The following is a 24,847-nucleotide window of genomic DNA, read 5'->3' as shown; positions in this document are numbered from 1 at the left end:
GACAGGTACTTGTGTGAATCAGAACGTCTTGTGGCTGCTGTTTCGCAACGATCAATGACGCATCCGCGAGTTGCGGTTGATCGTCCCTTTTCTCTCGGGTGCCATGTCCGTGAGGCGCCGGCCGTCGTCGAGGTTGGCCTGCGGACTCGTGCCGTGTGGCCGTGGCCGTTGGACTGTGAGTGCGACGAGGCTGTCGACGATGAGACGCACTCCGGCTCAACTGAGGGGTGCGAGTTGCTCGCCAACGATGGCAACCGCCAGGAGCGCCGAGACGGCGGGGCCGAACAGTGTGAGTACGATGGCGGTGCAGGCCCAGGCCGAAGAGAACGTAGCCGGCGAACATGGGGACGAGGGCCATGTAGATCCCTACGGATTCGTTAGCCCATGAAGTCAGTAGTGTCGAGCCCCTCACCAGCACGACGGGCATGAGCGCTAGCCCGGCAGCCCCAAGAATGGTGCCCATCGCCGCTCGAGCTGGCACGCCGGTCGCGATGACCCGGTGTGGGCAGACGGATGCGGCACAGGGCGTTGACGAGAGCGAGAGCGAGTTGTTTGGCGACTACGAGTTTCCGGCGCTCACCCGCGAGACCGGCCAGAGCCATCGACCCTTCCAGAAGGAACGAGAGGTGAAGCGCCACAGCGTCGACACGCTCAACGTCGACGAGCCCAACCAGAAGCGAGCGAAGGATCCCCTCGACCTCGTCTTTGTGACGTCCAACAAGAGCCCGGCCGGGATGCCCCGCGGGGAGTTCGGCAGCGGCGTTGAGGAGGCCGCATCCGCGAAACCCGTTCTCGTACGCCAATTCGGCATGGTCCAGATAGGCATCGAAGACGGCGCCGATGAGAACCCTACTGTCCGATGCTGTTCTGGCGCGATCGGCATAGAGTCCCAACCACTCGTCGTGGCGGGCTTGGAGGTAAGCCTCCACCAGGTCCGCCTTGGAATCGAAAGTTGTTGTAGAGACTCATCTTGGCCACACCCGCATCCGCGGTGATGGTGTCGATCCCGGTCGCAGAGATCCCGTCCGCGTAAAAGCGGCGCGCAGCCCCGTCCAACAGGTGCCCGCGCGCCGAGCCCCGCCGCCGCCGACGCGCGCACACATGACCACCTCACGAATTGATCATGGTGTCCGTAGACGACCGTCCATGAGACGGCACGGAGGGTAGGTCTCAAGTCCGGCGTGTTCTGTCTCATATTCCGTGTCCATTCAGGTGCAACCGCGGTGTTCACCAATCTGGATTGGGATAGTCCTACGTTTATCAGATCACGCACTTGCGACCCTAAACCGCCCGGTGAGGGTTCCCCTGTGAAACCTGCAGCGAGCCCGGCGCTTGCTTCTGCAGCTCGCCCCAAATCCGTGTCGCTCAAGGTTCCTGCGGGACAGCCATGGCCCGTCGCTGATAGCCTCTCGCCATGACCTGGCCGGTGCTTCACATCTCACAAACCGTCGATGTCGACCTTGAGACGGTCGTCGCGTTGGCGGGCGAGCCCCGAAATCTTCCGCTGTGGGCTGCAGGGCTGAGTGACGGTATCCGGAATGAAGCCGGTCGGTGGGTCTCAGATTCGCCGATGGGATCCGTCGAAGTCCGATTCGTTGGTCCCACCGAGTCGGGCATCCTGGATCATGACGTGACCTTGCCCGACGGCACCGTGGTTCACAACCCGTTTCGCGTGCTCCGGAATGACCAGGGCAGCGAGATCGTGTTTTCGCTCTTCAAACGGCCGGGTGTGACCGACGACGAGTTCGAGGGGGACGCTCGACTCATTCGGGAAGACCTTGCTCATCTAAAGCTCCTCCTGGATCAGGGCTGAGATTCGGTCAGAGTTGGGCATGCTGGGTGAATGGGCGGCGCGGCGATCTATGTTGAGATCGAGATCAAGGGAGATGTCGACCGTGTCTGGCGACTGACTCAGGAGCCGGATCAGCACTCACGGTGGGATCTGCGTTTCAGCAGCATCACCCCGGTCGCGACGCTCCCGACTGGCGGCAGCCGATTCACCTACCAGCGCCGGATGCTGGTGCACACGATCACGGGGTCCGGCACCTCCCTTGGAGAGAAGCAGCGTCCCGATGGAACGCGCACGTCGTCGCTGCGTTTCACCACGGATGACCGCCTTTCGCCTATCCGATCCCGGCGCGGGTACTGGCGGTACATTCCCACGCCGCACGGGACGACGTTCATCACCGCGAGTGGCCCTCAACCGAACACCAACACGCCCGTGCAGCGCACGCCTGTGTCGGAGGTGGATGGAACACTGGGAGCAAAACTCAAAGGAGTCCGATATGAACAATCGTCCACTGCCGGTTGACCCCCCGAACCTCTTCCGGAGCACTGCATTCGCTCAGGGCATGATTGCTCCCGCCGGCCGAACTCTCTACGTCGGCGGTCAGAATGGCGTGGATAGCTCCGGCACCCTCTTGGAGGGCCTCGGGGCACAGACTGAACAGGCTCTTCGTAATGTGCTCGCCGTCCTAAACGCCGCTGGCACTGACGCGGAGCACGTTGCGAAGTTGACGATCTATCTGTCGGCCGGTATCGACCCGACCGACGCCTACTCCGCCACGCGCTCCGTCTGGGGCGATCGTCGAACAGCGGTCACAGTGCTCGCCGTTGACCCGGCAAAACGGGGTGCGCTCGTTGAGATCGACGCGATTGCGGCGCTTCCGGAAGTCTGATTCGAGCACGATGGCCGTTCTCTTGCGACACAGCATCGGCGCTTGGCAATCGGGCCGGCTGGCCACGGAACTGTCGCGCTGACGGTCCCGTTTGCGGGCAGACAGGTGTTCCAAGAACCCATTGTGTGCACTCTCTCCCGCGCTAGCTTGTCGGTGCTATGCGGCAGGGAGCAGTGTGAAACTGTCGGGCACAGTTGGGGCAGTCCCGACCCCGCCTGGTCCTGCCAAATTATGGAAGTGTCCTGGGACAGAGTGCTCATGACACCGATCCTTTCAGGGACCCGACGCGATCGCCGTCAACCTAAGGGAGGCCGCCCGCAAACGGTTCGGGGCGTTCAATCAAAGAGACGCCGGAACACGTTCGTGTCGGCCAAGTCGATCAACTCGTCACCACCGCCGGACATGATCGTGCGGATCGCATAGAGCGTGAAACCTTTCGCTTGCTGTGCCGTGACGGTGGGCGGAATGGCAAGTTCTTGACGCGACGTCACCACATCGACGAGGGCGGGGCCGTCATGATCGAATGCGGCGCGGAGTGCCCCCTCGAGGTCGTCGGGCTTCTCGACGCGCTGAGCGTGGATGCCCATTGCGGTTGCGACGTCGGCGAAGTTCGGGTTGTCAAGTTCGGTGCCGAAGTTCACGATGCCCGCCGCTTTCATTTCCAACTCGACGAAATTGAGGGACGAGTTGTTGAACACCACGATCTTCACCGGCAGTTTGTTCTGCCTGATCGTCATGAGCTCGCCAAAAAGCATGCTCAGGCCGCCGTCGCCGGAAAGGGCGATGACTTGCCGGGACGGGAACGCCGATTGCGCACCGATGGCATGCGGCACGGCGTTGGCCATTGTGCCGTGGCTAAACGATCCGATCAGTCTGCGTGAGCCGTTCATTTTCAGATAGCGAGCCGCCCACACGACCGGGGAGCCCACGTCGGGGATGAACACAGCGTCGTCTGTTGCCAATTCGCTCACCAGCCGCGCGACGTACTGCGGATGGATGGGTTCCCGGTTGTGATCGTTATCGGCCAGATTTTCGAGCTCTAAGCGTGCTTTGGCATAGTGGGCGAGTGCCGAGTCGAGGTGGCGGTGGCTGGACTTGGCTTCGAGCAGCGGCAGCAGAGAGTCGATCGTGTCCCCGACGTCGCCGACAAGTCCAAGGTCGATCGGTGTGCGAGCGCCGAGCCGTTCGCCCCGAATATCGACCTGAACGATTTTCGCTTTCGATGGATAGAACTGCGGGTACGGGAAGTCGGTGCCCAACATCAGGAGCGCGTCACAGTCCTCCATGGCACGGTAACCCGATGAGAACCCGAGAAGGCCGGTCATCCCGACGTCATACGGGTTGTCGTATTCGAGGAATTCCTTCCCGCGGAGGGCGTGCACGATCGGCGCTTGGAGTTTTTCGGCGACCGCCAGCAGTCGGGCATGCGCGCCCTCCGTTCCGGCGCCGCCGAGGATCGTCACTCTCTTCGCACCGTTCAAAATGGCTGCCGCCCGTGCCAATTCGGACGCACCGGGCCGAATTACGCTCGTCGTGGCCAGGATGGGAGCGGATTTCTTACGACCTACGTTCTCCTGGAGGAAAATTTCGCCCGGGATAACCACCACGGCGACACCGCGACGTTCGACCGCTGCGCGCATCGCGATCTCCAGTACCCGTGGCAACTGCTCCGGCACGCTCACAAGCTCGGTGTAGACACTGCATTCACGGAACAACTCTCGCGGATGTGTCTCCTGAAAATAGGTACTGCCGATCTCGGCTGCAGGGATATGGGCCGCGATAGCCAGCACCGGCACACGGCTGCGATTCGCATCATAAAGCCCGTTGATCAAATGCAGATTTCCTGGCCCGCAACTGCCTGCGCAGACGGCCAACTCGCCCGTCAGACTCGCCTCCGCGGCCGCCGCGAGCGCGGCAGCTTCCTCATGTCGGACGTGCTCCCAAGTGAGACCGTCAGACTTCCGGATTGCGTCTGTGAATCCGTTGAGCGAGTCTCCCGGCAGCCCATAGATCCGCTTAATGCCTGCATCCCTGATGATCTCGACCATGGTTTCAGCAACAGTGTTCAAGATATCTGTCCTTCCCGAGGCGCGACGCTTTCAGAGTTCCTCATGTCGTGTCCGTTGAGCCGGCAAGTACTAACCCGACCATGGCAGCACTATTAGGTGTCGCCATAATGCTCGCGGGATTGCTTGAAAGAACAATGGATCGATTGATCAACCCGGCAATAGTTCACCATAAGATGCGCAGTCCCACCAGATGCTGGTGCAGCGGCCCGGTGCGGACCTTTCCGCGGCGCTTGCTGGTCGACTTGTTGGCGAGCTGGCTGCGACGTGGTGCCGGCTTGACGCAGCTTCGGAACGGCCATTCACATCGCGAAGTCCATTCGCGCTCAGGGTTCCTCCTGCGGGCCTCTCTGTTTGTTCGGACCGCAGCCCAAGGTCACGGCGCAGGTTGAAGAGCCTGCATCAGGGCCGCGGCCCACGCACAGACTCCGCACACGACCGCAACTGTCGTATTGTCTAACGACCTTGGGCAGTGCGAAACTCAATCTGAAACAGTGGGTCGTCAAGGCGCAGCTCGACGACATCATCTCAACACGGAGTAGCCGATAAGCACCAAGGGGACTCTATGAAACGTGTGACATTTGCGAAACGTGCGACATTTGTACTGGCCGCAGCGACGGGGGCGGCTGTTGCCTTGTCAGGCTGCCAAGCACAGCAACCGGTCGCACCTGATTCATCATCGTCTGCTACCTCGACTCCCGCCCAGACGAATGAAACCACTGCGCAGGAGTCTGCTCAGGCGTGGGCGGATGAGACGTTCGGGTCGTTCGAGGCTTTCACCGTCACTGGTAGCGGCGCTGATGAGATTGTCCTTCCCGAAGACGCTAAATCTGGCTTTTACACAATCATGTGGGCACCCGGCCATTGGGCCAATGAGGACTCCTATGCGCAGGTTTATGGCGAGGACAGCACCTTCCATGAAGCCGGAACAGCGGATTACCAGGGCGATTCCGCCAGCGTGGCCTATGGCTTGGACGCCACCGTTGGCCCGGCGGGCTGGATAGGCATTGAGGCCGGCGCGGGTGACTGGTCCATTACTGTGTCGCCGATTTCGGCGCTTCCCGCGCTGCCGGAGACCGGCGGCTACGATTCCTATCTGTATGCGGGCACTGAGCAGCCGGTCGTCTTCTCGTCCACGAACTCGGGGCGGGTCAACGTTCGACAGTTCAATGGCGTCGATCCGACCGACAGCATTCTCCCTCAGCAAGACTTCACGGCAGTTGGCACTCTCCTCGCCGGTCCCAGCGTTGTCAACGTCCAGCTGGAAAGCGTGAGCCCCTGGACGCGATCCACGAACTAGGCAAGTCAACCCGAACTGATCAGCGGCCGGTTCCGTCTATGGGGCCGCGAATCAGGCGCGACAGAGGGTATTCAGCTATCCAGTGAATGGTGTCCCGCAGAGGGTTCGCTAACTGGGCGAGCAGCTGTATCTCAGTCAGGGCCTGGCTCGTATCCGATAAGCCAATGAAGACCAAAATGATCGACAACCTGGCCATCCGAAGCGCCCCAAGGCTTGGGGGCAAGGTAGTCAACGACCCTGCCGCCGACGGTGAGCTTGTCGAACCACTCATGAAGAACACCCGGCTCCGCGGTCCCCAGCAACGAAAGCCTGACACCTTCGGACCGGACGCTTTTCTCGCCCGCTGCGGCATCGGATCCCATCAATGCAACTGCGCCCTCGAGCACCCCGTGAGCTATGGCATGTGGCGGGCCGTCGGTGCGACCGAAATCCTCGTAGGTGTGCAGGGAAAGCTCTCCACCGAAAACAGCCGCATAGAAGCCGAGCGCTTCGCGCGCTGTACCGGGGAAGGTGACATAGATCTGCGGCGCCATCATGTGCAGATCATACAGAGAAATCAACTACGGATCGTATGAACGCTGTATGGGTTCCCGTGTGAAACGAGGAGCGAGGCCACCCGACTCGGTGATTGGGCCCTTCGACGAGGAACCACTGGATCATGTCAGCGGCCTCCCAGATCTGAAACCTCAGGAGTGGCCTGTCGATCTCCTGCGGCCAGTTCGATATCCACGGGATCCGAAAATTCCGGTACTTCGACCCGTGCGGTCAAGAATTCGGGCGGACGTCGGCGTCAGCATCGTCAGGTTGCCAGACCAGACGTCTCGACGACGTGCGGGACCGTAGGCGGGGAGGCGGGCTCGCTCAACCAACGCTGCAGTCCTTTGTAAGTCTCGTCACCGGGAAGACCTCGAACGGTTCCCCTTGTGAAGAGCCCGGCCGAGACGATGCATGACACGTGCGCATGACCGTCAGGCGACACACTGGGCGGCGTCTCAGGGCGCTGATAACCTACCGCCATGACTTCCTCGCTCGATTCGCTGCCAAAGGTTGGAGCACCCGCAGCGCGGGCACTTCAAGCCGCCGGCTACATCGGGCTACGGCAAGTGTCCGCTGAGCGTTCCCGTTGCATTATGGACGACATCACGCTCGTGGTGCGTGAGCGGTTGAACGTCGTCGTCGGCTGATCCGCAAGGGTGCTCTATCGGGATTCGTAGACCTTGCGACGACGGGGCCGGCGATCCCGCGCACGCTATGGGATTATGCAGTCATGAGGATATCTGGGGCCGCTCGAGTGTTGACTGTGGTCGCGATTGCGTTGACCGTGAGCGGGTGTCAGGCGGTGCTTGAGCCTCGTTCGACGATGGGGGTTGATGATGTGGTGGAAGCTTTCACAGCGCAGCCGACCTTCCCGTGACGAATCCACGCGACATTACCGCCGATGCCTGTGCCGCAAACGACGCCTGCTTAGCGGCGGTGCGGTCGAAGGAAGTCTCCATTTATCGTTTTGACTCGCCAGACGAAGCAGAGAAATTCGCAGAAACCCTTGGGGAGAACGGCTATCAGTCCGGCTGGGTTGTCTTGGAGTATCCAGGAGCCAATTTCGACACCGATCCCACGAAATCGTCGTATGCCGGCATTATCGATTCCATGTGGAAGAGCGATTGATGACCCCGGCGAGTTGACCATCATCATTTAGCGAGTCCCGGTCGCGGTTCAATAACCGCGACGGTTACAGGGTGAGTGAGAGGCGCATCTGTGGGAAGCAAGACTGACCGGCTCGACGTGGGACCCGATCAGGTTAATTGAGTTTCTCGACCGAACACTCGTGCCGGCACCTTCGGGAAATGACATCGGACCGTATACAGGCGACCGGTCACGGTGCACAATGCACTTCATGGGCACACAAGGGGAGACGCTTCAGATCGAGCTTGAGGACGTCGGGGGGACGTCGTGGTGGGCAGGCGTGCTCTCCACTCTGTCATCGCAGTACGGCAGCATGACCCTCCGATTCGTCGGCCGGATCGACGGCGAAGTGCGGTACAAGAGTGACTCGTTCGCGTCGCCCCGTGCGGTCACCCCGATGGCTCCGGAGGAGGCTCTTTCACCCGGGATGACCGAAAGCTTGATGAAACTCCGGCGTGAGATCGAAAAAAATGGCCGGGTGGAGACCGGCCGAGGACCTGAGTCGTGGGCGTTCAACTTTGCGCGGTCGGCGAAATGACCACGGAACAGTAACCGGCCTGTCATCCAAACTCGTGTGGGCGAGCTCCGGGGACGTTCCCCTCTGAAACACTAAGGGCACCCAGTTTTGGCTCTGTCATGTGGCCGTCCCTGTGTCACTTAACAGCCGGCTGCCACACGAGGACTCAGCAGTCGAGTTGTGGAACCACGTAGTCGCTGTGCCACGCTTGCCCAGGATTTGCAAGAAGACTGGCACGGCGGCAGCCGGGGGCAGAAGAAGTGCCCCCTCCGTTAGGGTAAACGCATGAGTAAGACAAGCATCCTCAGCCACCAGGAATCCATCATCGTCGAGGCGTCGGCCGCGTTTCTCTACGATCTGCTCTCCGACATCACCCGCACCGGCGAGTGGAGCCCGGTCTGTACGTCATGCTGGTGGGATGACGAGGCCGACGCCGGTCGGGTCGGTGCCTGGTTCACCGGGCACAACGAGCTCCCGCATCGGACCTGGGAGACCCGGTCTGAGGTCGTGACGGCAGAGCACGGTCGTGAGTTTGCCTGGGTGGTGGGCGGTAGCTTCGTCCGCTGGGGCTTCAGCTTCACCGCCGCGGAGACCGGGACGATACTCACCGAGTCTTGGGAATTCCTGCCCGACGGGATCGCCATGTTCGAGGACAAGTTCGGCGAAGACGCCCAGGCTCAAATCACCGACCGCACCCAGCAAGCCCTCGATGGAATCTCGAAAACCCTCGCCGCGATCAAACGGATCGCCGAGGTCTCCACCGACGCACGGGCACAGACCCAGTCATGACCGGGCCGCTCGGGGAGGGCCGTCTCTGCAACGGTCTTTCCAGAATTTCGACGAGCCACCTAAACTCCCACTGGCCTCATCGACCTTGACAAGTTTCTTCTCGGCACCGCCGGGAACCCAATAGACGACGATGATTCGTCGGTGTCCCGGTCGCCGTCCGGCCATACGCGGCACTGGTGGCTCCTGGCGGGCTGACGGCGCGAACGAGGCCGAGAGTCCGTTCGAGACCGTTGCAAGGTAACCTCTCCGCGTAGTGGGGACAACATGGATCGGTTCGAGGCGGAAGCACTGACGCACATGCTGGTCGTGGCCGATGCTGCAGCCAGTCGTGACTGGTATGTCGATGTCCTGGGTGCCTCGGTGTTCGGAGAGTATGGCGGCACATGGGTAGTGCTGGATCTCATGGGGACCTGGCTGCTGCTCGTCACCGGTGGCGAGCCGACGCCGGACAAGCCGAACGTAACCCTGGCGGCGCCCGACGATCCCGATCGGGTCAGCGCTGAGATTATCTTCCGGGTGGGCGACTGTCAGCGCGCCTTCGAGTTCCTCAGCAAGCGAGGAGCCGAGTTTCTGACCACGCCACTCGATCGCGGTGGTGAGATCCGGGCTTTCTTTCGAGACCTCGACGGTCATCTGTTCGAGATCTCCGAGCTGACCTGAACCGCGAGCCGCCACCGCGCCTCGGTTGATGCCCGCTGGCCTCGTGCGACCCTTGAGTGACGGCAGCCCGGACGGCCGGGGCGACCTTCGGCCTCGAGGGGATGTAGAACTTTCGGGTGACGTCGGGGGACTTGTGTCCGAGGATGACGGGTGACAGGTCCCCTTCCGAGCGCGCAAAAATTGCGTCGCGGGTGAGATCGACAGGTACTTGTATGAATCAGAACGATTTTTTGGCTGCTTTTTCGCCACGACAAGTGACGCATCCGCGGGCAGCTCGGCAGGGGTGTTGAGGAGGCCGCATCCGCGAAACCCGTTCTCGTCGGCAAGTTCGGCATGGTCCAGATAGGCATCGAAGACGGCGCCGATGAGGGCCCTAGTGTCCGATGTTGTTCTGGCGCGATCGGCATAGAGTCCCAACCACTCGTCGTGGCGGACCTGAAGGTAAGCCTCCACCAGGTCCGCCTTGGAATCGAAGTTGTTGTAGAGACGCATCTTGGCCACCCCCGCACCTGCGGTGATGGTGTCGATCCCGGTCGCAGAGATCCCGTCCGCGTAAAAGCGGCGGGCGGCCGCGTCTACGTTTATCAGATTACGCACTTGCGCCCCGAAAACGCCCGGTGAGGGTTCGGATTACGGGCGGATCACTCAGAACATCAACCAAAGTAAATGCCAGCACGAGTCGCGTCTAGACCATCTTGTTTGCGTCGGGGGACATCCTCGCTATTCGTGCTCTGGGATCTAGGAATGTCTGACGATTCTGACGAAAACCACAAGTGCCCAACGAGAAGCGCAAATGCCGCCAATCAGAACAGCCACACCGTGGGCGCGCGCGGTCAGGGCGTGGGGCGCCGGCTCATGCAGGAAGTGGAACGAAAATCCCACGAACTGGGACTCGATGCGATGCGATTTGACACACGAACCGACCTCGTCGAGGCGCGAAGCCTGTACTCGTCGCTCGGTTTCATCGAGGGCGAAGCGCGCAATACGGACCCACACGCGAACCACTGGTTCCGCAAAGAACTGCGGTGAAGTTGTGACAGGTGCGGACAGCATGGCGGGCCCCGGTCTGGTCCCGGAGCTCTTGGTCACGTCTCTCGAGGCGAGTCTGGATTTCCGTTGCCCACGGTGTCCCGCGGCAGCTGATCAGCGACAACTCGCGGCCCCGGCACCCGCAGGCGTGCGGGAGGCTCGAACGATATCACCGCACTTGCAAAGAGTTCTGTGCCCACCACGGTCCCGCCTCAACGGTCGAAGAAGTGCATGAGCTGTGTGAAGGTGCGGTGGCTCATAAGTGGACTACTTTGCAACGGGCGCGGATCGCTGAATAGCCCCGAGGTTGGCGCCGAGAACGCGGCACTCGTTCGCCAACAGGCCCGATTTGCAACCGCATATTCGTGCCGATAACTTAGTGACGCGCCCCGTACGGGGGTGGAACGACCGTTTGGGGCCTCCGTCAAAACTCTGCGAACACTCATCGACCGGGCCAAGGGCGACGATGCGCGACTGGGCTTCCAGCCGGGCATATTAGACGCCCCGGCCGCCGCCGGGATGGCCGTCGGCGCCATCACCCTCCTCGGCGGTGGCACCGTTCTTCTCCACGCCCTCATGATCGAGCCGTCACCAGAGGGAACGGGTTACCAGATCGTCGCCGCGGTGGGCATGCTCCTGGGGGTTCTCTTGATCGTCGGGCGCGCGCGCGTCAGCCGACCCGTCCGGCATGGGGCACTGGTCATGGCGGGTGCGCTCATACTTGCCTGTATCGCCCTCGCGGTCGACGCACCGACCGCGCTCGTCTTCGCTCAGTGCGGCAGTATGCTCGTCATCGCTGCGTACGCGCTCGTGCCCGTGCAACAGTCGGTCTGGTACCTGCCAATGACCATTTGCGCCGTATTTCTCGTCCTTGCCACGACCCAGTCCGACCTGGCGCCGCCGGTGCTGATCGTCTCGCTCGTGATTACCGTAGTCTCCGCCACTCTGCTGCATTGGCTGGCCCTGGGTGCGCTGAAGTCCGAAACGGATCCCCTTACCGCAATCGGAAATCACAGCGGCTTCCGGCGCCGCCTCACCGCGCATCTCAGACACTCATCGCAGACCGTCACCACCGTGGTGTTCCTGGACCTCGACCACTTCGCGCTCACGAACGACCGCTGCCCGATCGACGGCGATCAGGTCCTCATCGATTTCGCCATTCGGGTGAGCCGTGACCTGGGCTCCGAAGCGGCCGTTTGCCGCACCGGCGGTGACGAGTTCGCGCTCATGCTGCCGGGCACCACAGCCGCTGAGGCGGTCTCGTTAGTGGAGCAACTCCGACCGGACGTTCATGCGTTCTCCGCGGGGATCGTCGTGAGCGAGGCGGGGGCATCCGTTTCGGAAATGATGACCCATGCTGCTGATGCGCTGTCGGCCGCCAAGCGTGGCGGTCGCGGAGTGAGTCGTCAGCACAGCGGGCACTATGCCGGGGTCGCGGCGATCCGCCGGGCCATTGACGACGGCGAGTTCTTTCTCGAGTATCAGCCCATCGTCGACCTGCACACGCGCGGCATCATCGGAGCGGAAGCGCTTGTGCGCTGGCAGCACCCCACCCGAGGGCGCATCGCTCCCGACGAGTTCATCGGGCACTGTGAGGCCAGCGGGAGCATCGTCTTACTCGGCGAATGGGTGATGGGCGAGGCCCTGCGCACGGCGGCGAGCTGGAACATTCCCACGGTGACCGGCTACCCGCCGTTCGTCATGTCGGTGAATGTCTCCGGCGTGGAGTTCGCCGATCCGTCCTACGTTGCCCGCGCTCTCGCGGTCGCCTCCGCCGCCGGACTGTCGGCGGGCGCCTTCGCCCTCGAGCTCACGGAGACCGCCTACGGAATAGAAGCGGATGTCGTCGCGCGCAACATGGCGCTGCTGCACGAGGGCGGAATCCGCGTGGCCATCGACGACTTCGGAACCGGCTTCTCCAACCTCGAGCGGCTCAGTACACTGAGCACAAGTGTTCTCAAGATCGACCGCCGGTTCGTCTCCGAGATCGAGTCGGCAGCGGATGCCGCCCCGCTCGTACAGACAATCCTGAGCCTCGCCCAGGCCATCTCCAACGGGGTGGTCGCCGAGGGCGTGGAGACCGAGGTTCAGGCAGTGTGGCTACTGGAGCACGGCTGCCATGTGGCTCAGGGGTACCTGTTCTCACGGCCGGTACGCGCTGACGCTTTCGAGGCGCTCTGCCGGTAGGCGCGAGGTGCGCCCGCAGGCGAACGATGCGCGCGGGAAGCCACCCCTATGGCTAGATCTTCTTGTCCTCATGCCTTCTTGAGGTTGGAAGGCGCGGTCGCCGGACACGCTACGCGTAACGGCCGTCGTCCCTGTTGTGATACGGGGATTATTCCACCATCTTTACGCCGGCGTCGAGGCTAACCGGGCGTCACTCACTGGTGATTCAGCGAGTGGGCAGATCGGGGTAATCGCAACGCTGGGGTGTTGGCCTGTCAGGCCCGGCATGATTGTTGCCCCCAGTCGCCCAGGATCGGGGGTGTCTCGGCAACGGTGTTTCCGGCTTTCATTAGGAGGATTCTGCGTTCGGCCAGCGGTCACGGAAGGCAATGGCGAACGCGTTCAGAGCTGGCTTCCACATCATCGTCCATCGCATTCGGCCGACCCCGGTGGGTCGAGACTGCGAGTGACCAGACAAAGGACTTAGAGCCGCCTGCTCGATGGGGAAGTTCCGTTGAGCAACATTCGATTCAGCTCGTGGTTAATTCCGGCCCTGCGTTCTCGGGGTGTGCCCGCAGCATCGCGGCCACGGCGATCGCGTCGCCCTCCGGTTGGTGCGAGGCGCTGTGCGGCTTGGCGATGAACAGGTAGAGCAGCCCGCTGCCCATCACAATGATGAGACCGATCAGCACGATCCAGTCGTCGAGGAACACGCCGGTCGTGCCCGGCCTCGCCAGCAGCACCATCGCGAAGATCCCGTAGGTGAGTGCGATCACGTTGATTGCGAAGCCGAAGCGGCCCAGGTTGAACGGCCCGGCGGGTCGCCAGCCCTTGATCCGCTGCCGGAGCGCGGCGAGCACGACGGACTGGAACGCCACGTAGATGCCGATCACCGCGAAGGCCGTGATCCTCGCCAGAAGCGTACTGCCGCCCACGTAGATCAGTAGGCACAGCAGCAGGGGAACCGTGCAGGCCACGATGAGGGCGTTCACAGGCACCGCGGTGCGGTGCGAGACCCGGGCGAGCCAAGTGTGGCCGGGGATCATTCCGTCCCGCGCGAAGGAGAACAGCAGTCGGCTGGCGGCCGCCTGCAGGCTCAGCACGCAGGAGAGGAATGCCGTCAGGGCGACCACGAGGAAGATCTTCGCGCCGACCGTACCGAGCGACGCGTCGAGGATCGCGGGAATCGGGTCGATGTCCGTGCCCTGGACAATGGCCTGGAGGTCAGGGGCCGCCAGGACGTAACCTCCGAAGGAGAAGAGGGCCGAGACCCCGCCGACGAGAATGGTCAGGATCATGGCGCGCGGGATTCCCCTGGCTGGGTTCTCGACCTCCTCGGCCACGTCTCCGCAGGCCTCGAAACCGTAGAACAGGAATAGTCCGGCGAGGGCCGCGCCGAGGAACGCCGCCACGTAGCTGCCGTTCCCCTGCACGCCCATGGAGTCGAAGAAGACGCTGAACTCCTGCTTGCGCTGGAAGATCAACAGGTAGAGGCCGAGGCCGACGACGCCGACGAGCTCGGCGGCGAGACCGATCCTGGCCACCCGGCTGAGCGTCTTCGTGCCGGAGAAGTTCAGCCCGAAGGCCACCACGAGGAAAAGCACGGACAGGCCGAGGGTGACCTCGTTGGTGACCGGCGCATTGATCAGGCTGGTCAAAAAGCCAGAGCCGAATTCGGCGACGGCCGTGATGGTGACGATCATCGCGCAGATATACACCCAGGCCGCCATCCAGGCGTAGCGCTTGCCCCACAGCCTGCGGGTCCACGGGTAGATCCCGCCGGCGATCGGATACTGCGAGACGACCTCGCCGAAGACGAGGGCCACGAGCAACTGCCCGGTGCCAACGATGATCAGCCAAAAGATCGAGGGTGGACCGCCCGTGCTGAGCGCGAGCGCGAACAGCGAATACACGCCCACCAACGGGGACAGGTAGGTGAAGCCGAGGGCGAAATTACCCCAGAGACCCATGGAGCGGTGGAAGGAGTCGTCGTATCCGAGGGCCTGGAGGTGCTCGCTGTCGCCGAGCCCTTTCCGCGGGGACGCATTGTCGTTCATGTTGTAACCTTTCCGATCAAGCCGGAGGAACGCGCGGCCACCCACCCGGCCGTGAACACATCATTGTGTGTGCTCAACCTAGTGGACCGGAAACCGTGAGCGGTAAAGAACCGAAAGATTCCCTCTTGGGCGTGTTGCCGCCATCCTGAAGGTCATGTGCGGTTCGTGACCCGGTGACGGCCGGTGTTCCGGTCGCTCGGTGTCGTTGTCTTGTCGTTCTAGCTGTCGGTGTCAACCTGGCCGGGCCTCAACCCACGAGACCGGGACTAACAGAGCCTCCATATAACCCGGGGGCTTGACACTTTCCGCGGCCTGATGTCGTTTCTGTCTCCTTAGGAGACAGTTCGTCTCTGTCCTTGAGCGGTTCCCGTGGACAGGTGACGGCTTTCCAAACGCAACTCGAGTTCGCCGATCACGAGCGCGGCCAGGTCGTTCAGTGTTGCCATTTGCGCCGGCGTCGCTGCGCGCGGCACGTAGTCCAACACGCACAACATGCCAAGGTTGTGTCCGGACGTGGTTCGCAGCGGTATACCGGCATAGAACTGCACGCCCAGCTCACCGACAACGAGGGGGTTGGCCAGTGCGCGTGGATCGATTCGTGCGTCCTCAACGACCCACGGTTTGTCGTGCAGAATCGCCGAGGCGCACAGTCCGGCGTCGCGGCCAACCTCGACGACGTCAAGTCCAGGGTGGGACTTGAACCAGATCCGATCGTAATCCACGATGCTGACAATGGCGATCGGCACCTCGAAGGCACGCGCAGCCAGCGCGGTGATCCGATCAAAAGCACCGTCGGGTGGCGTGTCGAGGATCCGGTAGCGCCGCACCTCGGCCAAGCGGTCCGTTTCGTTGGGAGCCATGATCGAGCTCTCGAGCAGACGGTGACGCGGCGCATCCGATCGGGCCTCATCGCGAAGAGTCAACACAATATCGCGGACAAGAGGTCGATCTGCCGGGTTTTCAGCCGTCATCGATGACAGGAGATGACGCCAGACGGGGGGCACATGGCTGGGGATCTCGGGTTCGCGGCCGAGCCGGGCGAGCGCCGCGGCAAAGGACTGTCCCGGGAATTCAAGGTGGCCGGAGAAGCACTCCAGGAGCACCAATCCAAGCGAATAGATGTCGCTGGCCGCACCGACCTCATCTCCGCGAATTTGCTCCGGGCTGAGGTACGGCGCGGTGCCACGCGTCGAGGTTTCCAATGCTTCCTGAGCGCTCGCCCGCGCCGATGCCACACCGAAGTCCGAGAGTTTCGCTCGCGGGCGGCGACCGCTGCCCGGGTAGACCACCATCAAGATATTGGAAGGCTTCACATCGCGATGCACTACGCCCTGCTCGTGGACATATTCAAGCGCCTCGGCCAGATCGGACCCGATCTCGGCCGCCTCCCGCGGGGTTATTTTGCCTGCATGCAGTTTGGCGCGCAACGTGTCACCGGTGAGGAGCTCCATGACCAGGTACATCCGGGACTGCGCAGGGTCAACGAACCGTTCCACGCCCGCATCGAAGAGTGCCACCAGATTGGGATGGTTGAGGCTGGCAAGGATTCGCAGTTCGTTGCTCTGGCGATCGGCAGTCGCCTCGCCATCGAATGCCGGGAACAACTTCACGGCGACGTCGCGGTGAAGCAACTCATCCCTCGCGCGGTACACGGAAGCCATACCGCCCCGGGCAATGAAATCCGTGATCCGGTAGCGGCCCTGCAGGATCGAATACTCCAACGTGTCCGACGGGACCGATCGCCGCGCCCCGTCGTCCACCTGGGTTTCAGCCGCATCGTCCTCCCGCTCGGCCTTGTCGGTCATACGAGTCAGCGGCTGCGTCCCGACATGCTGCGGACAGCCCATGCGATGACTGCGATGATCAGGAGGACGGCGCCCACCCAGAGCAGGAACTGCAAGGCCTGAACGAAACCACCGACGAGCAGCAGGATAACGGCGACGATGGCGACGATGACGAAAATATTCATTTATTGCTCCCTTGGCGTGATGAGTGACAGCGGCGCTACCGGGGTCCGGGGCAACAAAAGCTTCGATTGAATTTATTCAGAGAACGATGCGAAAGTCAAAATGCCCTAGCGTCAGACCGCCGCAACTAGTCATCTATCGCCACAGTTGCGGGGCTTTCAAGCCGGGAGAGAAGGGCTGCGAGCGCCCGGGCGATATCCATGGCGATGGCGGTCGCGGCGCCCATCGACGTCGCCGGAGCGGAGTCCTTCCTGTCGTCCAGCTCGGCCATGAGGGACGCAAGCGAATCCGCGGCAGCGGAGTGCGCCGCCAGATCCGTATTTCCGGAATCCCAATCACGCAGCGCCGTAGCGAACGCGTCCAGGGCCAGGCTCACCGACGGGCGCAACTCCTCTCTCAGTGGCACCTCGATCGGGGTGCCCCACACGGCCCCGGCGAGTACTTCCGTGAGATCCCTCACGTGAAAGGCGATGGTTTCGAGGGCAGCCAGGTCCTCGTAGTCGGCGCTCAGGTCTCGGCGGTGGATTCGAGCCCGCGGATTGACCTTTCGGCTTTCGTCGGCCGCTTGCAGCGCAGTTCGCAGCTCGCCGGACAGGCCGATGAGCGAGTCTTTACGCGATGCCCAGCCGTCCCGCTCCGGCGGCCAGTTCTCGGCAAGGGCTTCGGCGATCTCGGACAGGTGATCGGCCAGCGCCGAGCGGTAGTTCGAGAGCTTCTGGTCGACGCCCTTGAGGTTCAGCGCGGGGAAGACCAGCATGTTGATCAGGAGCCCGATGACGATGCCGAGGCTGATTTGCACGACATAGCCGATGGAGTAAGAGTCGGCGTCGGGGCCGCCCACGATGAGCACGAACAAGACCGTGACGGGGATGTATTCGCGGTTGTTTCCGAACCACCCGGTTGCGGCGATCAGAGCGCCGACGCCGACGGCGACCGAAATCGTCACCACGTTGGGCTGGCTGAAAACGAGCACTGCAGCGGCGAGCACAATTCCGACTGCGAGACTACCGAGGGTCTGCAGGGCATTCCGAACCGAACCCATGAGCGTGGGATACATGCTCACGAGGGCGCCGAGCGGCGCGTAGTAGGGGTAGTTGTCGGCGACGCCGGGCAAATACGGAGCGATCGACCATGAAATGCCGACGGCTACAGCGGCTTTGCCGGCCTGCAACATGCGCGCCCTGGTTATGTGCGATTTCAGCTGCCGCGCCGTGTGTATAACTGGTGCCAGCGTGGTGCCTGTCATTATTGTTCCATTCGACTATGGTGCCCACCGGGCGTTCGTTGCTTCGTTACCGTACTGACCGAACCGGGGAATTCCCCGGCAGTGCACTCCGTTTGAGTTGCCCCGTCGTCGGTGCACGTCGGTCGACAACAAATATCTGCGAAGTTTCGAACCGCGCCGCTCAGCGTCGCCCCCGAATGCACGGGAGAATGAGTCCGTGACCCCACAGATAAAGACGGCCCCAGCAGCTCTCGGCATCCGTCGGAACCTCCTCCGGCCCAACGATTCCGAGCGCGCACACAACGTCGCTTACATTGAGCTGTTCTTCGACCTGATCTTCATTCTCGCGCTCACTCAGCTCTCCCGGCACCTCTTCGACAACCAGTCGCTGAGCGGGGCGCTCGAATCCGCCGTGCTTGTGCTGGCCTTCTGGTGGATCTGGATCTACACGACGTGGGCGACCAACTGGCTCGACCCCGTGCGATTGCCCGTGCGTGGCGCAATCATCGGCCTCGCACTCATCGGCCTCGTGATGAGCACGTCTATCTACGAGTCGTTCGGCGACCGGGGGCTGGTCTTCGCCGTCTCGTATGTGACCCTGCAGCTCGGACGCACCGGGTTCGTGCTGCTGGCGGTCGCCCGGCACGACCGTGCGCTGCACCGCACGCACCTGAGAATTTTCGTCTGGCTCACGGTGGCCGGGACCGTGTGGATTCTCGGCGCCGTGCTCCCGCTCGAATGGCGACTTCCGCTCTGGGGCATCGCGCTGGCCATCGAATACCTCTCCGCCGGCCTTGGCTTCCGCATGCCTCGTCTGGGGAAGTCCACGGCGGACGACTGGGACCTCTCCGGCCCCCACATCGCCGAGCGCAGCGCTCTATTCGTAATCCTCGCCATCGGCGAGTCCTTTCTCGTGACCGGGTTCGCGTTCGTCGACCAGGACATTTCAGTTGACGGCGCCCTTGGCCTGCTCGTGGCCTTCGTCATCGCCGTGACGATGTGGTGGCTCTACTTCGATCACGGGGAACGCGTCGGGAGCAAGGCCATCACGTCGGCATCGAACCCCGGCCGGCTGGCCCGCCTCGCCTACACGTATGTGCACGCGCTCATCATCGCGGGGATCGTGCTGAGCTCCGCTGCCGATAAGGAGGTGCTGAAGCATCCGGATGCCGCGGTGAGCGTCTGGACCGCTGCCGCTCTCCTCGGTGGGCCGGCACTCTATCTCGTGGGGCTCATACTCTTCCGCTGGGTCGTCGCCCGGGAACTGCTTATCTCCCATCTGGTCGGCGTCGCCGTATTCTTGCTGCTCTTCGGGCCGGCATTCCTGCTCTCACCCCTCGCGCTCGCAGCCATGACCGCGGCGGGGCTTGTGGGTGTCGCCGTGTGGGAAACGATCCTCCGCGTGCACACCGGCACCGACGAGCCGGAGGCCGGCTGACGTGCTCGCTCGGCCACAGGATGCGCCGGGTCAAGCGGCACGGCCAGCCCGGTCGCCGGTACGCGCAGATGGCACCGCCGCACGTGGCCGGCGTATCCCGGCAGCCCACGCACCTGAACACTTCCACGCTGTGCGCGGAGCGTCCACAGCTTGGTGGCCGCGGGGGTGCGGTCGCCGGACTCGCGGGTTCTACTGGAGGGCGGATACCCAACCGATTAACCGGGCAGTCGTAGTGACAAGCCGGCGCCCCGTCTTCCTGTGGGACTCCCAGCCGGTCGCGGGCTGGATTCTGATTGCCGCCAACCTTGTTGTCGGTGTCGGATGGATCATCGCGCATGCCCGCTATCTCCGGGGACTGGATGAGCTGCAACGGAAGATCATGTTGGATGCGATCGCCGTCGCACTGGGGGCGGGACTGGTGGGCGGATTCGCCTATGCGGCCGCGAACAGCATTGGCCTCGTCATCTTCGACGCCAATGTCGCCTTCCTCTGTGTCCTGATGGCCGTGGTCGATCCTGTCGCCATGGTTGTTGGAAGCCTGAGATACCGGTGAAGAACCATATGAAGGCCCTTCGAGCCGAGCACGCCTGGACCCAGGCGGATCTGGCGGAGCGCGTGAATGTGTCACGACAAACGATCAACGCGATCGAGAAGGAGAAGTTCGACCCGAGCCTCCCGGTCGCCTTCCGCATCGCCAAGGTCTTCGACAGAACGGTTGAGGAGATTTTTCTCGACGAACAATGACCGGTGCGATGGGGGAGAAGGCGATCTATGTTGAGCATGAGATCAAGGCTGATGTCGAGCGTGTGTGTCAATTAACGCAAAATCCGGCCCTGTATCCGCGGCGGAACCTCCGGTTTAGTGCCATTGCCCTCGTCGGGGAACTCCCGACGGGCGGAAACCGATTCACGTACCAACGGCGGATGCCTTTTCACACGATCACCGGAACCGGAACCTCGCTCGGAGAACGACAGAGGCCTGATGGAACACGTAGCTCGGACGCGTGGAAGTAGGTGCCGCATGACCAGTCCCGAACGTCGTTAATAGCCGGTGAGCGACCGTGGATATCGTCGCTCGGAAGTGTCGGCCGTCTTAGGCCGCGGTGACGCCGTGTGGGAGCGCGCCGCCCGGGACGTGCTTCGGTGGCGGGTGAAAACTGCGAGCGGGTTTAGCGTCGACTCCACGGCATCCGGCGTATTCTCGAACGTGTTACCGAGGAGGATTTCTCATGCGCAAGGTGACCTATTCAATGGGCATCTCACTTGACGGCTACATCGTCGGGCCAGACGGCAGCTTCGACTGGGCCGAGCCCAACGAAGAGGTCTTTCGATTCTGGATCGACGACATTCGAGAGGTGGGCGTGCACCTATTGGGACGGCGACTGTACGAGACGATGTTGTACTGGGAGACCGCTGATCAGGATCGATCTCTCGACGACGCCGAGCTCGAGTGGGTCGCGCTCTGGAACCCGCTCCCGAAGGTGGTGTTCTCAACCACGCTGTCCGCGGTGCAGGGCAACGCCCGCCTGGCCTCCGGCGACATCGCGGAGGAGGTCAAGCGTTTGCGAGCCGAGCCGGGGGAGGGCGACATTGCCATTGGCGGAGCGACTCTCGCGGCCGAGGCCGCCGAAAAGGGTCTGATCGACGAGTACCAAGCCATTGTGTACCCGGTGCTGGTCGGCGGCGGTGTACCGTTCTTCCCCCAACGCGAGCGCCGGGTAGATCTCGAACTCGTCGAAAGCCGCACCTTCGCTTCGGGAGTCATCTACCTCCGGCACCGCGTCGTCCGATAACCGGACTTCTCCGCATAGAGTGCGTGGTCTCTGCAGCGTTGTCATGATCCGTTGCGGTGGGATGCTGGTTGTGTGGAGTTGATCGGGAGCACCGCCAGGCCGTCGGTTGTCATTCGTCCGTATGGTCGCGCGGACGCCGCCGACACCCTGGCGATCTTTCTCGCTGCAGTCACCGAGACCGCTGCCGCCGACTACTCGCCGGAGCAGATTCAGGCGTGGGCTCAGCCAGAAGCGCGCGGGCTGCCGGCCTGGCATGCGGCGATGCGGGCGCGGAACAGTTATGTCGCCGTCGTGGATGGTGCGGTGGCAGGCTTCTCTGACGTGGACGCTGAGGGGCATATCGACATGATGTTCGTCACCCCTCGCTTCCAGCGACGCGGAATAGCGCGGAAACTGATCGGTCATGTTGAGGCTCACGCGCGTCAGGAGCAGCTGACAGAGCTGACAGCCGATGTCAGCATCACGGCCCGACCCTTCTTCGAGCGGTACGGATTCGCCGTCGAGGCCGAGCAGCACCCGGTGCAGGCGGGCGTCCAGCTCACCAACTACCGGATGAAGAAGCGGCTGGTGGCGCTTCGCTCCAACGGCTGACGGACGGCCCCTTTCTCTGCCCGAACGGCAGGACACGGCCTCAGCTGATCGTGCGCCGATAGATGGTGATCGCGACGGCCTAGGCGACGACGAGGATGCCGTTCCGGCGTGTTCATGCCTCGTTGGCGACGGCCTTGGCGATGGCATCGACCAGGTTCTTGCGCTCCCTGTTGATCCACTGGCCGTCCGCGTAATTCTGAACAAAGGTGTCTGCGAAGTCCACGGGGTCGTCTCCGAAAACGGTGCGCAGGGGGCTGCCGTCGACAGCGGCGCGCTCGATCAGGTCGGCGAGGTCTTCGAGCATCTGCATAAAGACATCGCCCTTGACGACGGCGCCGGAATACATGAGGTAGCGTTCAAGCCCGTCGATCGCGGTCCGGTAGCTTGCGGGGAAGTCTTCCTTGCGGGCCTTGTACCGCCGCCAGCGCTTCTTGTCTTCGAACGATCCCGTGATCTGCTCGATCCATCCTGCGGCCATTGTTACTCTCCTTCTCTCAGTGGAGTTCTACGTGGTCGCGGAGCTGCGTGATGCGTGCGTCGAGAAAACTCCACGCCTTCCAGAACTCGTCGAGGTACCTGCTGCCCAGCGGGTTCAGCGTGTACACCTTGCGCGGCGGTCCCTGCTCCGACGAAACCTTCGCAACGTCGACGAGCCCACGCTGCTCAACTCTGACCAGCAGGGCGTATACGGTGCCCTCGACAATGTCGTCGAAACCCTGCTCCCGTAGCCGCGCTGTGATTTCGTAGCCGTATGCCGGGTGTACGGCCAGAGTCGCGAGCACGATTCCCTCGAGAGTGCCCTTGAGCATCTCGGTCATTTGCTTACCCATGGAGCCGCTCCCTCCCGCTACTCAGCGCGGTTTACTACCGCTAGATAGTAGCACTAGATAGCGATCGCACAAGAGTGCCCACAGCGAAAACTTCCGCTGTGGGCAGGGGGACTGAGCAAATGGACGAGTGGACTATGCGAGAGTCGGCTGCAACAGTCCCTCGAGGCGCCGGTAGCTCGTTTCCATTCCGTCCGTCATTCCGGTGGCCAGAACAGCGTCACGCTGCTCGGCATTCGCATACGTGATGACGAGGGAGAGCAGGGTTCCCCCCTCGACCCCGGTGAGGGTCAGCTCGTTGAGCGTTGCCGGGAAGTCCATCCCGATCATCGCCTCGGTCGTGACCGCGCGGTAGGGCGCTTCCGACTCGAGTAGCTCGCCGGTGAAACCGAATCGCTCCTCGCCGCCATCCCGCTGCCACTCGTAGCGGTAGCTGTCGCCGACGGCGGTCGCGACCTCACAGACGGGCATCGACCAGCCGTCCGGTCCGAGCAGCCACCGCTGCATGAGCCCGGCATCGGTGTGTGCACGCCACACCTGGTGCACGGTGCCGCGGATGACCCGGGCCACCCGCACCTGCGTGTCGCTGAGGACCTGCGCTTCTGCCGCGCGTTCGGCGGCAAATGACGCCAGATCAGCCAACACCGTGTCGATCTGGGCCATGGCTTGGCGAGTGCCCTCCAGCATGCCCATATCAAGGAGCTGCTGCATGTGCTCGAGGGAGTCGAAGTACGAGGTCGTCCTCAGACGGCTGCCTTCCTTCGTCTCCTCGAAGGCGAAATCCATGCGTGTGGTCGGGAGGTCGGGGTTCGGCACCCCCTCTGCATCCGAAAACCTGTCGAGTACTTCGAACGCGCAGGGAGCATCGGCCGAAGTCCAGTCCCAGCAGCCGTAGACCACGTCGCCCTCCGGGCCGGTCATCGAGTACACGCTGCGTCCGCCGGCCACGGCGTCGTGCCGTACGAACTTTGCCGGATAGGTGGGTGGCCCCCAGAACCGTTCGATCTGGCGGGGATCGGTGTACGCATCCCAGAGCCGGCGGAGGGGCGCCGCGAAGTCGGCGACGATCGTGATGGTGAGCTGGTCGAGGTCCTTCTCGACGGAGGTGACGGGCATGATGTTCCTTTCGGTTTAGGTGTCTGGTCGTGCTGCGGGATCGTCTTCAGTGAACAGGATGTCGAGGCGGTCGATGCGCGAACGCCAGACCTCCTCGAAGTGATCGAGGAGGTGCTGCGCCTGGCGGATGCGATCAAGGTTTCCCCGCACCATCCGCTCACGGCCTCGAGGTTCTTTGGTCACAAGCCTCGCCTCCTCCAAAACGGCAACGTGCTTCTGGACCGCCGCGAAGGACATCAGGTAGGAGTCCGCCAGCTGGGACACCGAAACATCAGCGATGAGCGTGCGGCGCATGATGTCGCGCCGCGTCGTGTCTGCGAGGGCGCGGAAGATGCGGTTCACATCCTGATCTGAAAGCTCTGATACAACCATTTGATTGTATGTTAGTCGGTGTGGACGACTCTCGCAATCGTTGTGCAGAAGATCTGCGGACGGGGTGTGAGCTCTGGTCAGGCGGGCAGGCCGTGTGACATGCTGCTCGCATGGATCTCGGATCGAAGCTCTGCCGCGGATGGCTGTTCGCGATCAAGCACAGCCTGAACCGGCTGACCGGCTGACCGGCTGACCGGCTGACCGGCCGCATGGCCCGCCGGGGCAGCGAACACTTCTCGATTGTGCGAACGGTGGGCCGCAAGAGCGGCAAGACGTTCGAGACACCGATCATTGTGCAGCCGATCGAGGGCGGCTTCGTGTGCGAGCTCACGTACGGGCCCGAGGTCAATTGGTATCGGAATCTGATCGCCGCCAACGGCGGTGAGATAGTGCGCCACGGCGTGACGACGAAGATCGTCGGGCTCGAGCCCGCGACGACCGCCGAGGGCATTGCCGCGTTCACGCCGCTTCAGCAGCGTGCGCTCAAGGCGCTCAAACGCACCCATATCGTGAAGCTGATTGCCGCACAACAGCCTGACGCGTGAGCGTCGCGGGGCCGGCCGCACCGGGGGTG

The 24,847-nt window shown here is 62.7% G+C and carries 28 protein-coding genes and 3 pseudogenes; 18 read left to right on the top strand and 13 right to left on the bottom strand.

The features are described 5' to 3' along the window. Positions 1-452: 452 nt before the first annotated feature. Positions 453-995, top strand: a complete 543-nt coding sequence (locus AC1MB9_RS07005; RefSeq protein ID WP_479964681.1) for a hypothetical protein — start codon at positions 453-455, stop codon at positions 993-995. 4 nt (positions 996-999) lie between these two features. Here the strand turns inward: AC1MB9_RS07005 and AC1MB9_RS07000 are convergent. After that, a pseudogene (locus tag AC1MB9_RS07000) lies at positions 1,000-1,101 on the bottom strand (TetR/AcrR family transcriptional regulator); the annotation flags it as partial. Positions 1,102-1,414: 313 nt separating this feature from the next. Between AC1MB9_RS07000 and AC1MB9_RS06995 the strand changes: the two are divergent. From AC1MB9_RS06995 to AC1MB9_RS06985, 3 genes are read left to right on the top strand one after another with little or no spacing between them, the layout of a single operon-like run. Continuing rightward, positions 1,415-1,813 (top strand): SRPBCC family protein, encoded by a 399-nt coding sequence (locus tag AC1MB9_RS06995; RefSeq protein ID WP_479964306.1) that lies wholly within the window; start codon positions 1,415-1,417, stop codon positions 1,811-1,813. 30 nt (positions 1,814-1,843) lie between these two features. Further along, positions 1,844-2,311, top strand: coding sequence for an SRPBCC family protein (locus AC1MB9_RS06990; protein WP_479964305.1), 468 nt, complete (start codon positions 1,844-1,846; stop codon positions 2,309-2,311). Next, positions 2,286-2,678, top strand: a complete 393-nt coding sequence (locus AC1MB9_RS06985) for a RidA family protein (RefSeq protein WP_479964304.1) — start codon at positions 2,286-2,288, stop codon at positions 2,676-2,678. The genes AC1MB9_RS06990 and AC1MB9_RS06985 overlap by 26 nt, the downstream gene beginning before the upstream one ends. Before the next feature lie 335 nt (positions 2,679-3,013). Here AC1MB9_RS06985 and poxB read toward each other — a convergent pair whose 3' ends face one another. After that, positions 3,014-4,747: a ubiquinone-dependent pyruvate dehydrogenase gene (gene poxB / locus AC1MB9_RS06980; RefSeq protein WP_479964303.1), complete on the bottom strand. Its 1,734-nt coding sequence runs from the start codon at positions 4,745-4,747 to the stop codon at positions 3,014-3,016. Between the two features lie 562 nt (positions 4,748-5,309). Between poxB and AC1MB9_RS06975 the strand changes: the two genes are divergently transcribed. Further along, positions 5,310-6,044 (top strand): hypothetical protein, encoded by a 735-nt coding sequence (locus tag AC1MB9_RS06975; protein ID WP_479964302.1) that lies wholly within the window; start codon positions 5,310-5,312, stop codon positions 6,042-6,044. A gap of 131 nt (positions 6,045-6,175) precedes the next feature. On the opposite strand, the gene AC1MB9_RS06970 is transcribed toward AC1MB9_RS06975, so the two are convergent. Continuing rightward, complete coding sequence (locus AC1MB9_RS06970; RefSeq protein ID WP_479964301.1) at positions 6,176-6,580, bottom strand: VOC family protein; 405 nt, start codon at positions 6,578-6,580, stop codon at positions 6,176-6,178. Positions 6,581-7,060: 480 nt separating this feature from the next. Here AC1MB9_RS06970 and AC1MB9_RS06965 point away from each other — a divergent pair, with 480 nt between their 5' ends. The 4 genes from AC1MB9_RS06965 (at position 7,061) to AC1MB9_RS06950 (ending at position 9,693) form a co-directional block, all read left to right on the top strand. Further along, on the top strand, positions 7,061-7,228 hold the full coding sequence (locus AC1MB9_RS06965; protein WP_479964300.1) for a hypothetical protein: 168 nt from the start codon (positions 7,061-7,063) through the stop codon (positions 7,226-7,228). 226 nt (positions 7,229-7,454) lie between these two features. Further along, on the top strand, positions 7,455-7,709 hold the full coding sequence (locus AC1MB9_RS06960) for a hypothetical protein (protein ID WP_479964299.1): 255 nt from the start codon (positions 7,455-7,457) through the stop codon (positions 7,707-7,709). Between the two features lie 820 nt (positions 7,710-8,529). After that, entirely contained in the window at positions 8,530-9,033 is a 504-nt protein-coding gene (locus AC1MB9_RS06955; protein WP_479964298.1) for an SRPBCC family protein, read from the top strand. Between the two features lie 264 nt (positions 9,034-9,297). Beyond that, positions 9,298-9,693 (top strand): VOC family protein, encoded by a 396-nt coding sequence (locus AC1MB9_RS06950; protein ID WP_479964297.1) that lies wholly within the window; start codon positions 9,298-9,300, stop codon positions 9,691-9,693. A 456-nt stretch (positions 9,694-10,149) separates the two neighbouring features. Here the strand turns inward: AC1MB9_RS06950 and AC1MB9_RS06945 are convergent. Beyond that, positions 10,150-10,290, bottom strand: a pseudogene (locus AC1MB9_RS06945) (TetR family transcriptional regulator); the annotation flags it as partial. A gap of 147 nt (positions 10,291-10,437) precedes the next feature. Between AC1MB9_RS06945 and AC1MB9_RS06940 the strand changes: the two are divergent. Continuing rightward, positions 10,438-10,722: a GNAT family N-acetyltransferase gene (locus AC1MB9_RS06940; protein ID WP_479964296.1), complete on the top strand. Its 285-nt coding sequence runs from the start codon at positions 10,438-10,440 to the stop codon at positions 10,720-10,722. A gap of 399 nt (positions 10,723-11,121) precedes the next feature. Beyond that, a complete protein-coding gene (locus tag AC1MB9_RS06935) occupies positions 11,122-12,909 on the top strand; it encodes a putative bifunctional diguanylate cyclase/phosphodiesterase (RefSeq protein ID WP_479964295.1) in 1,788 nt (595 codons plus the stop codon). A gap of 328 nt (positions 12,910-13,237) precedes the next feature. Here the strand turns inward: AC1MB9_RS06935 and AC1MB9_RS06930 are convergent. From AC1MB9_RS06930 to AC1MB9_RS06910, 5 genes and pseudogenes are all read right to left on the bottom strand, one after another. After that, positions 13,238-13,408 (bottom strand): annotated as a pseudogene (locus tag AC1MB9_RS06930) (IS256 family transposase); the annotation flags it as partial. Between the two features lie 10 nt (positions 13,409-13,418). Further along, positions 13,419-14,945 carry an APC family permease gene (locus AC1MB9_RS06925; protein WP_479964294.1) on the bottom strand — a complete coding sequence of 509 codons (1,527 nt, stop codon included), beginning with the start codon at positions 14,943-14,945 and terminating at the stop codon, positions 13,419-13,421. 332 nt (positions 14,946-15,277) lie between these two features. Continuing rightward, entirely contained in the window at positions 15,278-16,750 is a 1,473-nt protein-coding gene (locus AC1MB9_RS06920; protein WP_479964293.1) for a protein kinase domain-containing protein, read from the bottom strand. Between the two features lie 5 nt (positions 16,751-16,755). Further along, positions 16,756-16,914 carry a hypothetical protein gene (locus AC1MB9_RS06915; protein ID WP_479964292.1) on the bottom strand — a complete coding sequence of 53 codons (159 nt, stop codon included), beginning with the start codon at positions 16,912-16,914 and terminating at the stop codon, positions 16,756-16,758. Between the two features lie 125 nt (positions 16,915-17,039). Then, positions 17,040-18,086, bottom strand: coding sequence for an FUSC family protein (locus AC1MB9_RS06910; RefSeq protein WP_479964291.1), 1,047 nt, complete (start codon positions 18,084-18,086; stop codon positions 17,040-17,042). A gap of 268 nt (positions 18,087-18,354) precedes the next feature. On the opposite strand from AC1MB9_RS06910, the gene AC1MB9_RS06905 reads away from it, so the two are divergent. From AC1MB9_RS06905 to AC1MB9_RS06880, 6 genes are all read left to right on the top strand, one after another. Next, positions 18,355-19,575 (top strand): low temperature requirement protein A, encoded by a 1,221-nt coding sequence (locus AC1MB9_RS06905; RefSeq protein ID WP_479964290.1) that lies wholly within the window; start codon positions 18,355-18,357, stop codon positions 19,573-19,575. A 232-nt stretch (positions 19,576-19,807) separates the two neighbouring features. Further along, complete coding sequence (locus AC1MB9_RS06900) at positions 19,808-20,128, top strand: hypothetical protein (RefSeq protein WP_479964289.1); 321 nt, start codon at positions 19,808-19,810, stop codon at positions 20,126-20,128. A gap of 8 nt (positions 20,129-20,136) precedes the next feature. Next, the gene (locus tag AC1MB9_RS06895; protein ID WP_479964288.1) at positions 20,137-20,319 is read left to right on the top strand and encodes a helix-turn-helix transcriptional regulator; all 183 of its coding nucleotides are present in this window, start codon (positions 20,137-20,139) and stop codon (positions 20,317-20,319) included. Between the two features lie 306 nt (positions 20,320-20,625). Then, a complete protein-coding gene (locus tag AC1MB9_RS06890) occupies positions 20,626-20,841 on the top strand; it encodes a DUF1990 family protein (RefSeq protein WP_479964287.1) in 216 nt (71 codons plus the stop codon). Next, positions 20,804-21,367, top strand: a complete 564-nt coding sequence (locus tag AC1MB9_RS06885) for a dihydrofolate reductase family protein (RefSeq protein WP_479964286.1) — start codon at positions 20,804-20,806, stop codon at positions 21,365-21,367. The genes AC1MB9_RS06890 and AC1MB9_RS06885 overlap by 38 nt, the downstream gene beginning before the upstream one ends. A 72-nt stretch (positions 21,368-21,439) precedes the next feature. Next, complete coding sequence (locus tag AC1MB9_RS06880; RefSeq protein ID WP_479964285.1) at positions 21,440-21,958, top strand: GNAT family N-acetyltransferase; 519 nt, start codon at positions 21,440-21,442, stop codon at positions 21,956-21,958. 112 nt (positions 21,959-22,070) lie between these two features. Here the strand turns inward: AC1MB9_RS06880 and AC1MB9_RS06875 are convergent, their stop codons facing one another. From AC1MB9_RS06875 to AC1MB9_RS06860, 4 genes are all read right to left on the bottom strand, one after another. Further along, complete coding sequence (locus tag AC1MB9_RS06875) at positions 22,071-22,436, bottom strand: DUF1048 domain-containing protein (RefSeq protein ID WP_479964284.1); 366 nt, start codon at positions 22,434-22,436, stop codon at positions 22,071-22,073. 16 nt (positions 22,437-22,452) lie between these two features. Then, positions 22,453-22,788, bottom strand: a complete 336-nt coding sequence (locus tag AC1MB9_RS06870) for a PadR family transcriptional regulator (RefSeq protein WP_479964283.1) — start codon at positions 22,786-22,788, stop codon at positions 22,453-22,455. 132 nt (positions 22,789-22,920) lie between these two features. Next, a complete protein-coding gene (locus tag AC1MB9_RS06865; protein WP_479964282.1) occupies positions 22,921-23,901 on the bottom strand; it encodes an SRPBCC family protein in 981 nt (326 codons plus the stop codon). A 15-nt stretch (positions 23,902-23,916) separates the two neighbouring features. After that, the gene (locus AC1MB9_RS06860; RefSeq protein WP_479964281.1) at positions 23,917-24,273 is read right to left on the bottom strand and encodes an ArsR/SmtB family transcription factor; all 357 of its coding nucleotides are present in this window, start codon (positions 24,271-24,273) and stop codon (positions 23,917-23,919) included. Between the two features lie 209 nt (positions 24,274-24,482). Here AC1MB9_RS06860 and AC1MB9_RS06855 point away from each other — a divergent pair, with 209 nt between their 5' ends. Next, positions 24,483-24,818, top strand: coding sequence for a PNPOx family protein (locus AC1MB9_RS06855; RefSeq protein ID WP_479964280.1), 336 nt, complete (start codon positions 24,483-24,485; stop codon positions 24,816-24,818). Positions 24,819-24,847: the final 29 nt, after the last annotated feature.

It is taken from the genome of Cryobacterium sp. AP27 (assembly GCF_056680495.1).
This window is presented reverse-complemented; position numbering and strand designations above follow the sequence as displayed.

Excerpts from the sequence above, each read along its gene's own strand:
- AC1MB9_RS06965 (WP_479964300.1), top strand. The coding sequence starts at position 7,061 with ATGACTTCCTCGCTCGATTCGCTGCCAAAGGTTGGAGCACCCGCAGCG.
- AC1MB9_RS06895 (WP_479964288.1), top strand. The coding sequence starts at position 20,137 with ATGAAGGCCCTTCGAGCCGAGCACGCCTGGACCCAGGCGGATCTGGCG.
- AC1MB9_RS06860 (WP_479964281.1), bottom strand. The coding sequence starts at position 24,273 with ATGGTTGTATCAGAGCTTTCAGATCAGGATGTGAACCGCATCTTCCGC.
- AC1MB9_RS06920 (WP_479964293.1), bottom strand. The coding sequence starts at position 16,750 with ATGACCGACAAGGCCGAGCGGGAGGACGATGCGGCTGAAACCCAGGTG.
- AC1MB9_RS06970 (WP_479964301.1), bottom strand. The coding sequence starts at position 6,580 with ATGATGGCGCCGCAGATCTATGTCACCTTCCCCGGTACAGCGCGCGAA.
- AC1MB9_RS06875 (WP_479964284.1), bottom strand. The coding sequence starts at position 22,436 with ATGGCCGCAGGATGGATCGAGCAGATCACGGGATCGTTCGAAGACAAG.
- AC1MB9_RS06995 (WP_479964306.1), top strand. The coding sequence starts at position 1,415 with ATGACCTGGCCGGTGCTTCACATCTCACAAACCGTCGATGTCGACCTT.
- AC1MB9_RS06870 (WP_479964283.1), bottom strand. The coding sequence starts at position 22,788 with ATGGGTAAGCAAATGACCGAGATGCTCAAGGGCACTCTCGAGGGAATC.
- AC1MB9_RS06940 (WP_479964296.1), top strand. The coding sequence starts at position 10,438 with ATGTCTGACGATTCTGACGAAAACCACAAGTGCCCAACGAGAAGCGCA.
- AC1MB9_RS06955 (WP_479964298.1), top strand. The coding sequence starts at position 8,530 with ATGAGTAAGACAAGCATCCTCAGCCACCAGGAATCCATCATCGTCGAG.
- AC1MB9_RS06925 (WP_479964294.1), bottom strand. The coding sequence starts at position 14,945 with ATGAACGACAATGCGTCCCCGCGGAAAGGGCTCGGCGACAGCGAGCAC.
- AC1MB9_RS06855 (WP_479964280.1), top strand. The coding sequence starts at position 24,483 with ATGGCCCGCCGGGGCAGCGAACACTTCTCGATTGTGCGAACGGTGGGC.
- AC1MB9_RS06985 (WP_479964304.1), top strand. The coding sequence starts at position 2,286 with ATGAACAATCGTCCACTGCCGGTTGACCCCCCGAACCTCTTCCGGAGC.
- AC1MB9_RS07005 (WP_479964681.1), top strand. The coding sequence starts at position 453 with ATGGTGCCCATCGCCGCTCGAGCTGGCACGCCGGTCGCGATGACCCGG.
- AC1MB9_RS06865 (WP_479964282.1), bottom strand. The coding sequence starts at position 23,901 with ATGCCCGTCACCTCCGTCGAGAAGGACCTCGACCAGCTCACCATCACG.
- AC1MB9_RS06975 (WP_479964302.1), top strand. The coding sequence starts at position 5,310 with ATGAAACGTGTGACATTTGCGAAACGTGCGACATTTGTACTGGCCGCA.
- AC1MB9_RS06990 (WP_479964305.1), top strand. The coding sequence starts at position 1,844 with ATGGGCGGCGCGGCGATCTATGTTGAGATCGAGATCAAGGGAGATGTC.
- AC1MB9_RS06915 (WP_479964292.1), bottom strand. The coding sequence starts at position 16,914 with ATGAATATTTTCGTCATCGTCGCCATCGTCGCCGTTATCCTGCTGCTC.
- AC1MB9_RS06885 (WP_479964286.1), top strand. The coding sequence starts at position 20,804 with ATGCGCAAGGTGACCTATTCAATGGGCATCTCACTTGACGGCTACATC.
- AC1MB9_RS06910 (WP_479964291.1), bottom strand. The coding sequence starts at position 18,086 with ATGTTGCAGGCCGGCAAAGCCGCTGTAGCCGTCGGCATTTCATGGTCG.
- AC1MB9_RS06950 (WP_479964297.1), top strand. The coding sequence starts at position 9,298 with ATGGATCGGTTCGAGGCGGAAGCACTGACGCACATGCTGGTCGTGGCC.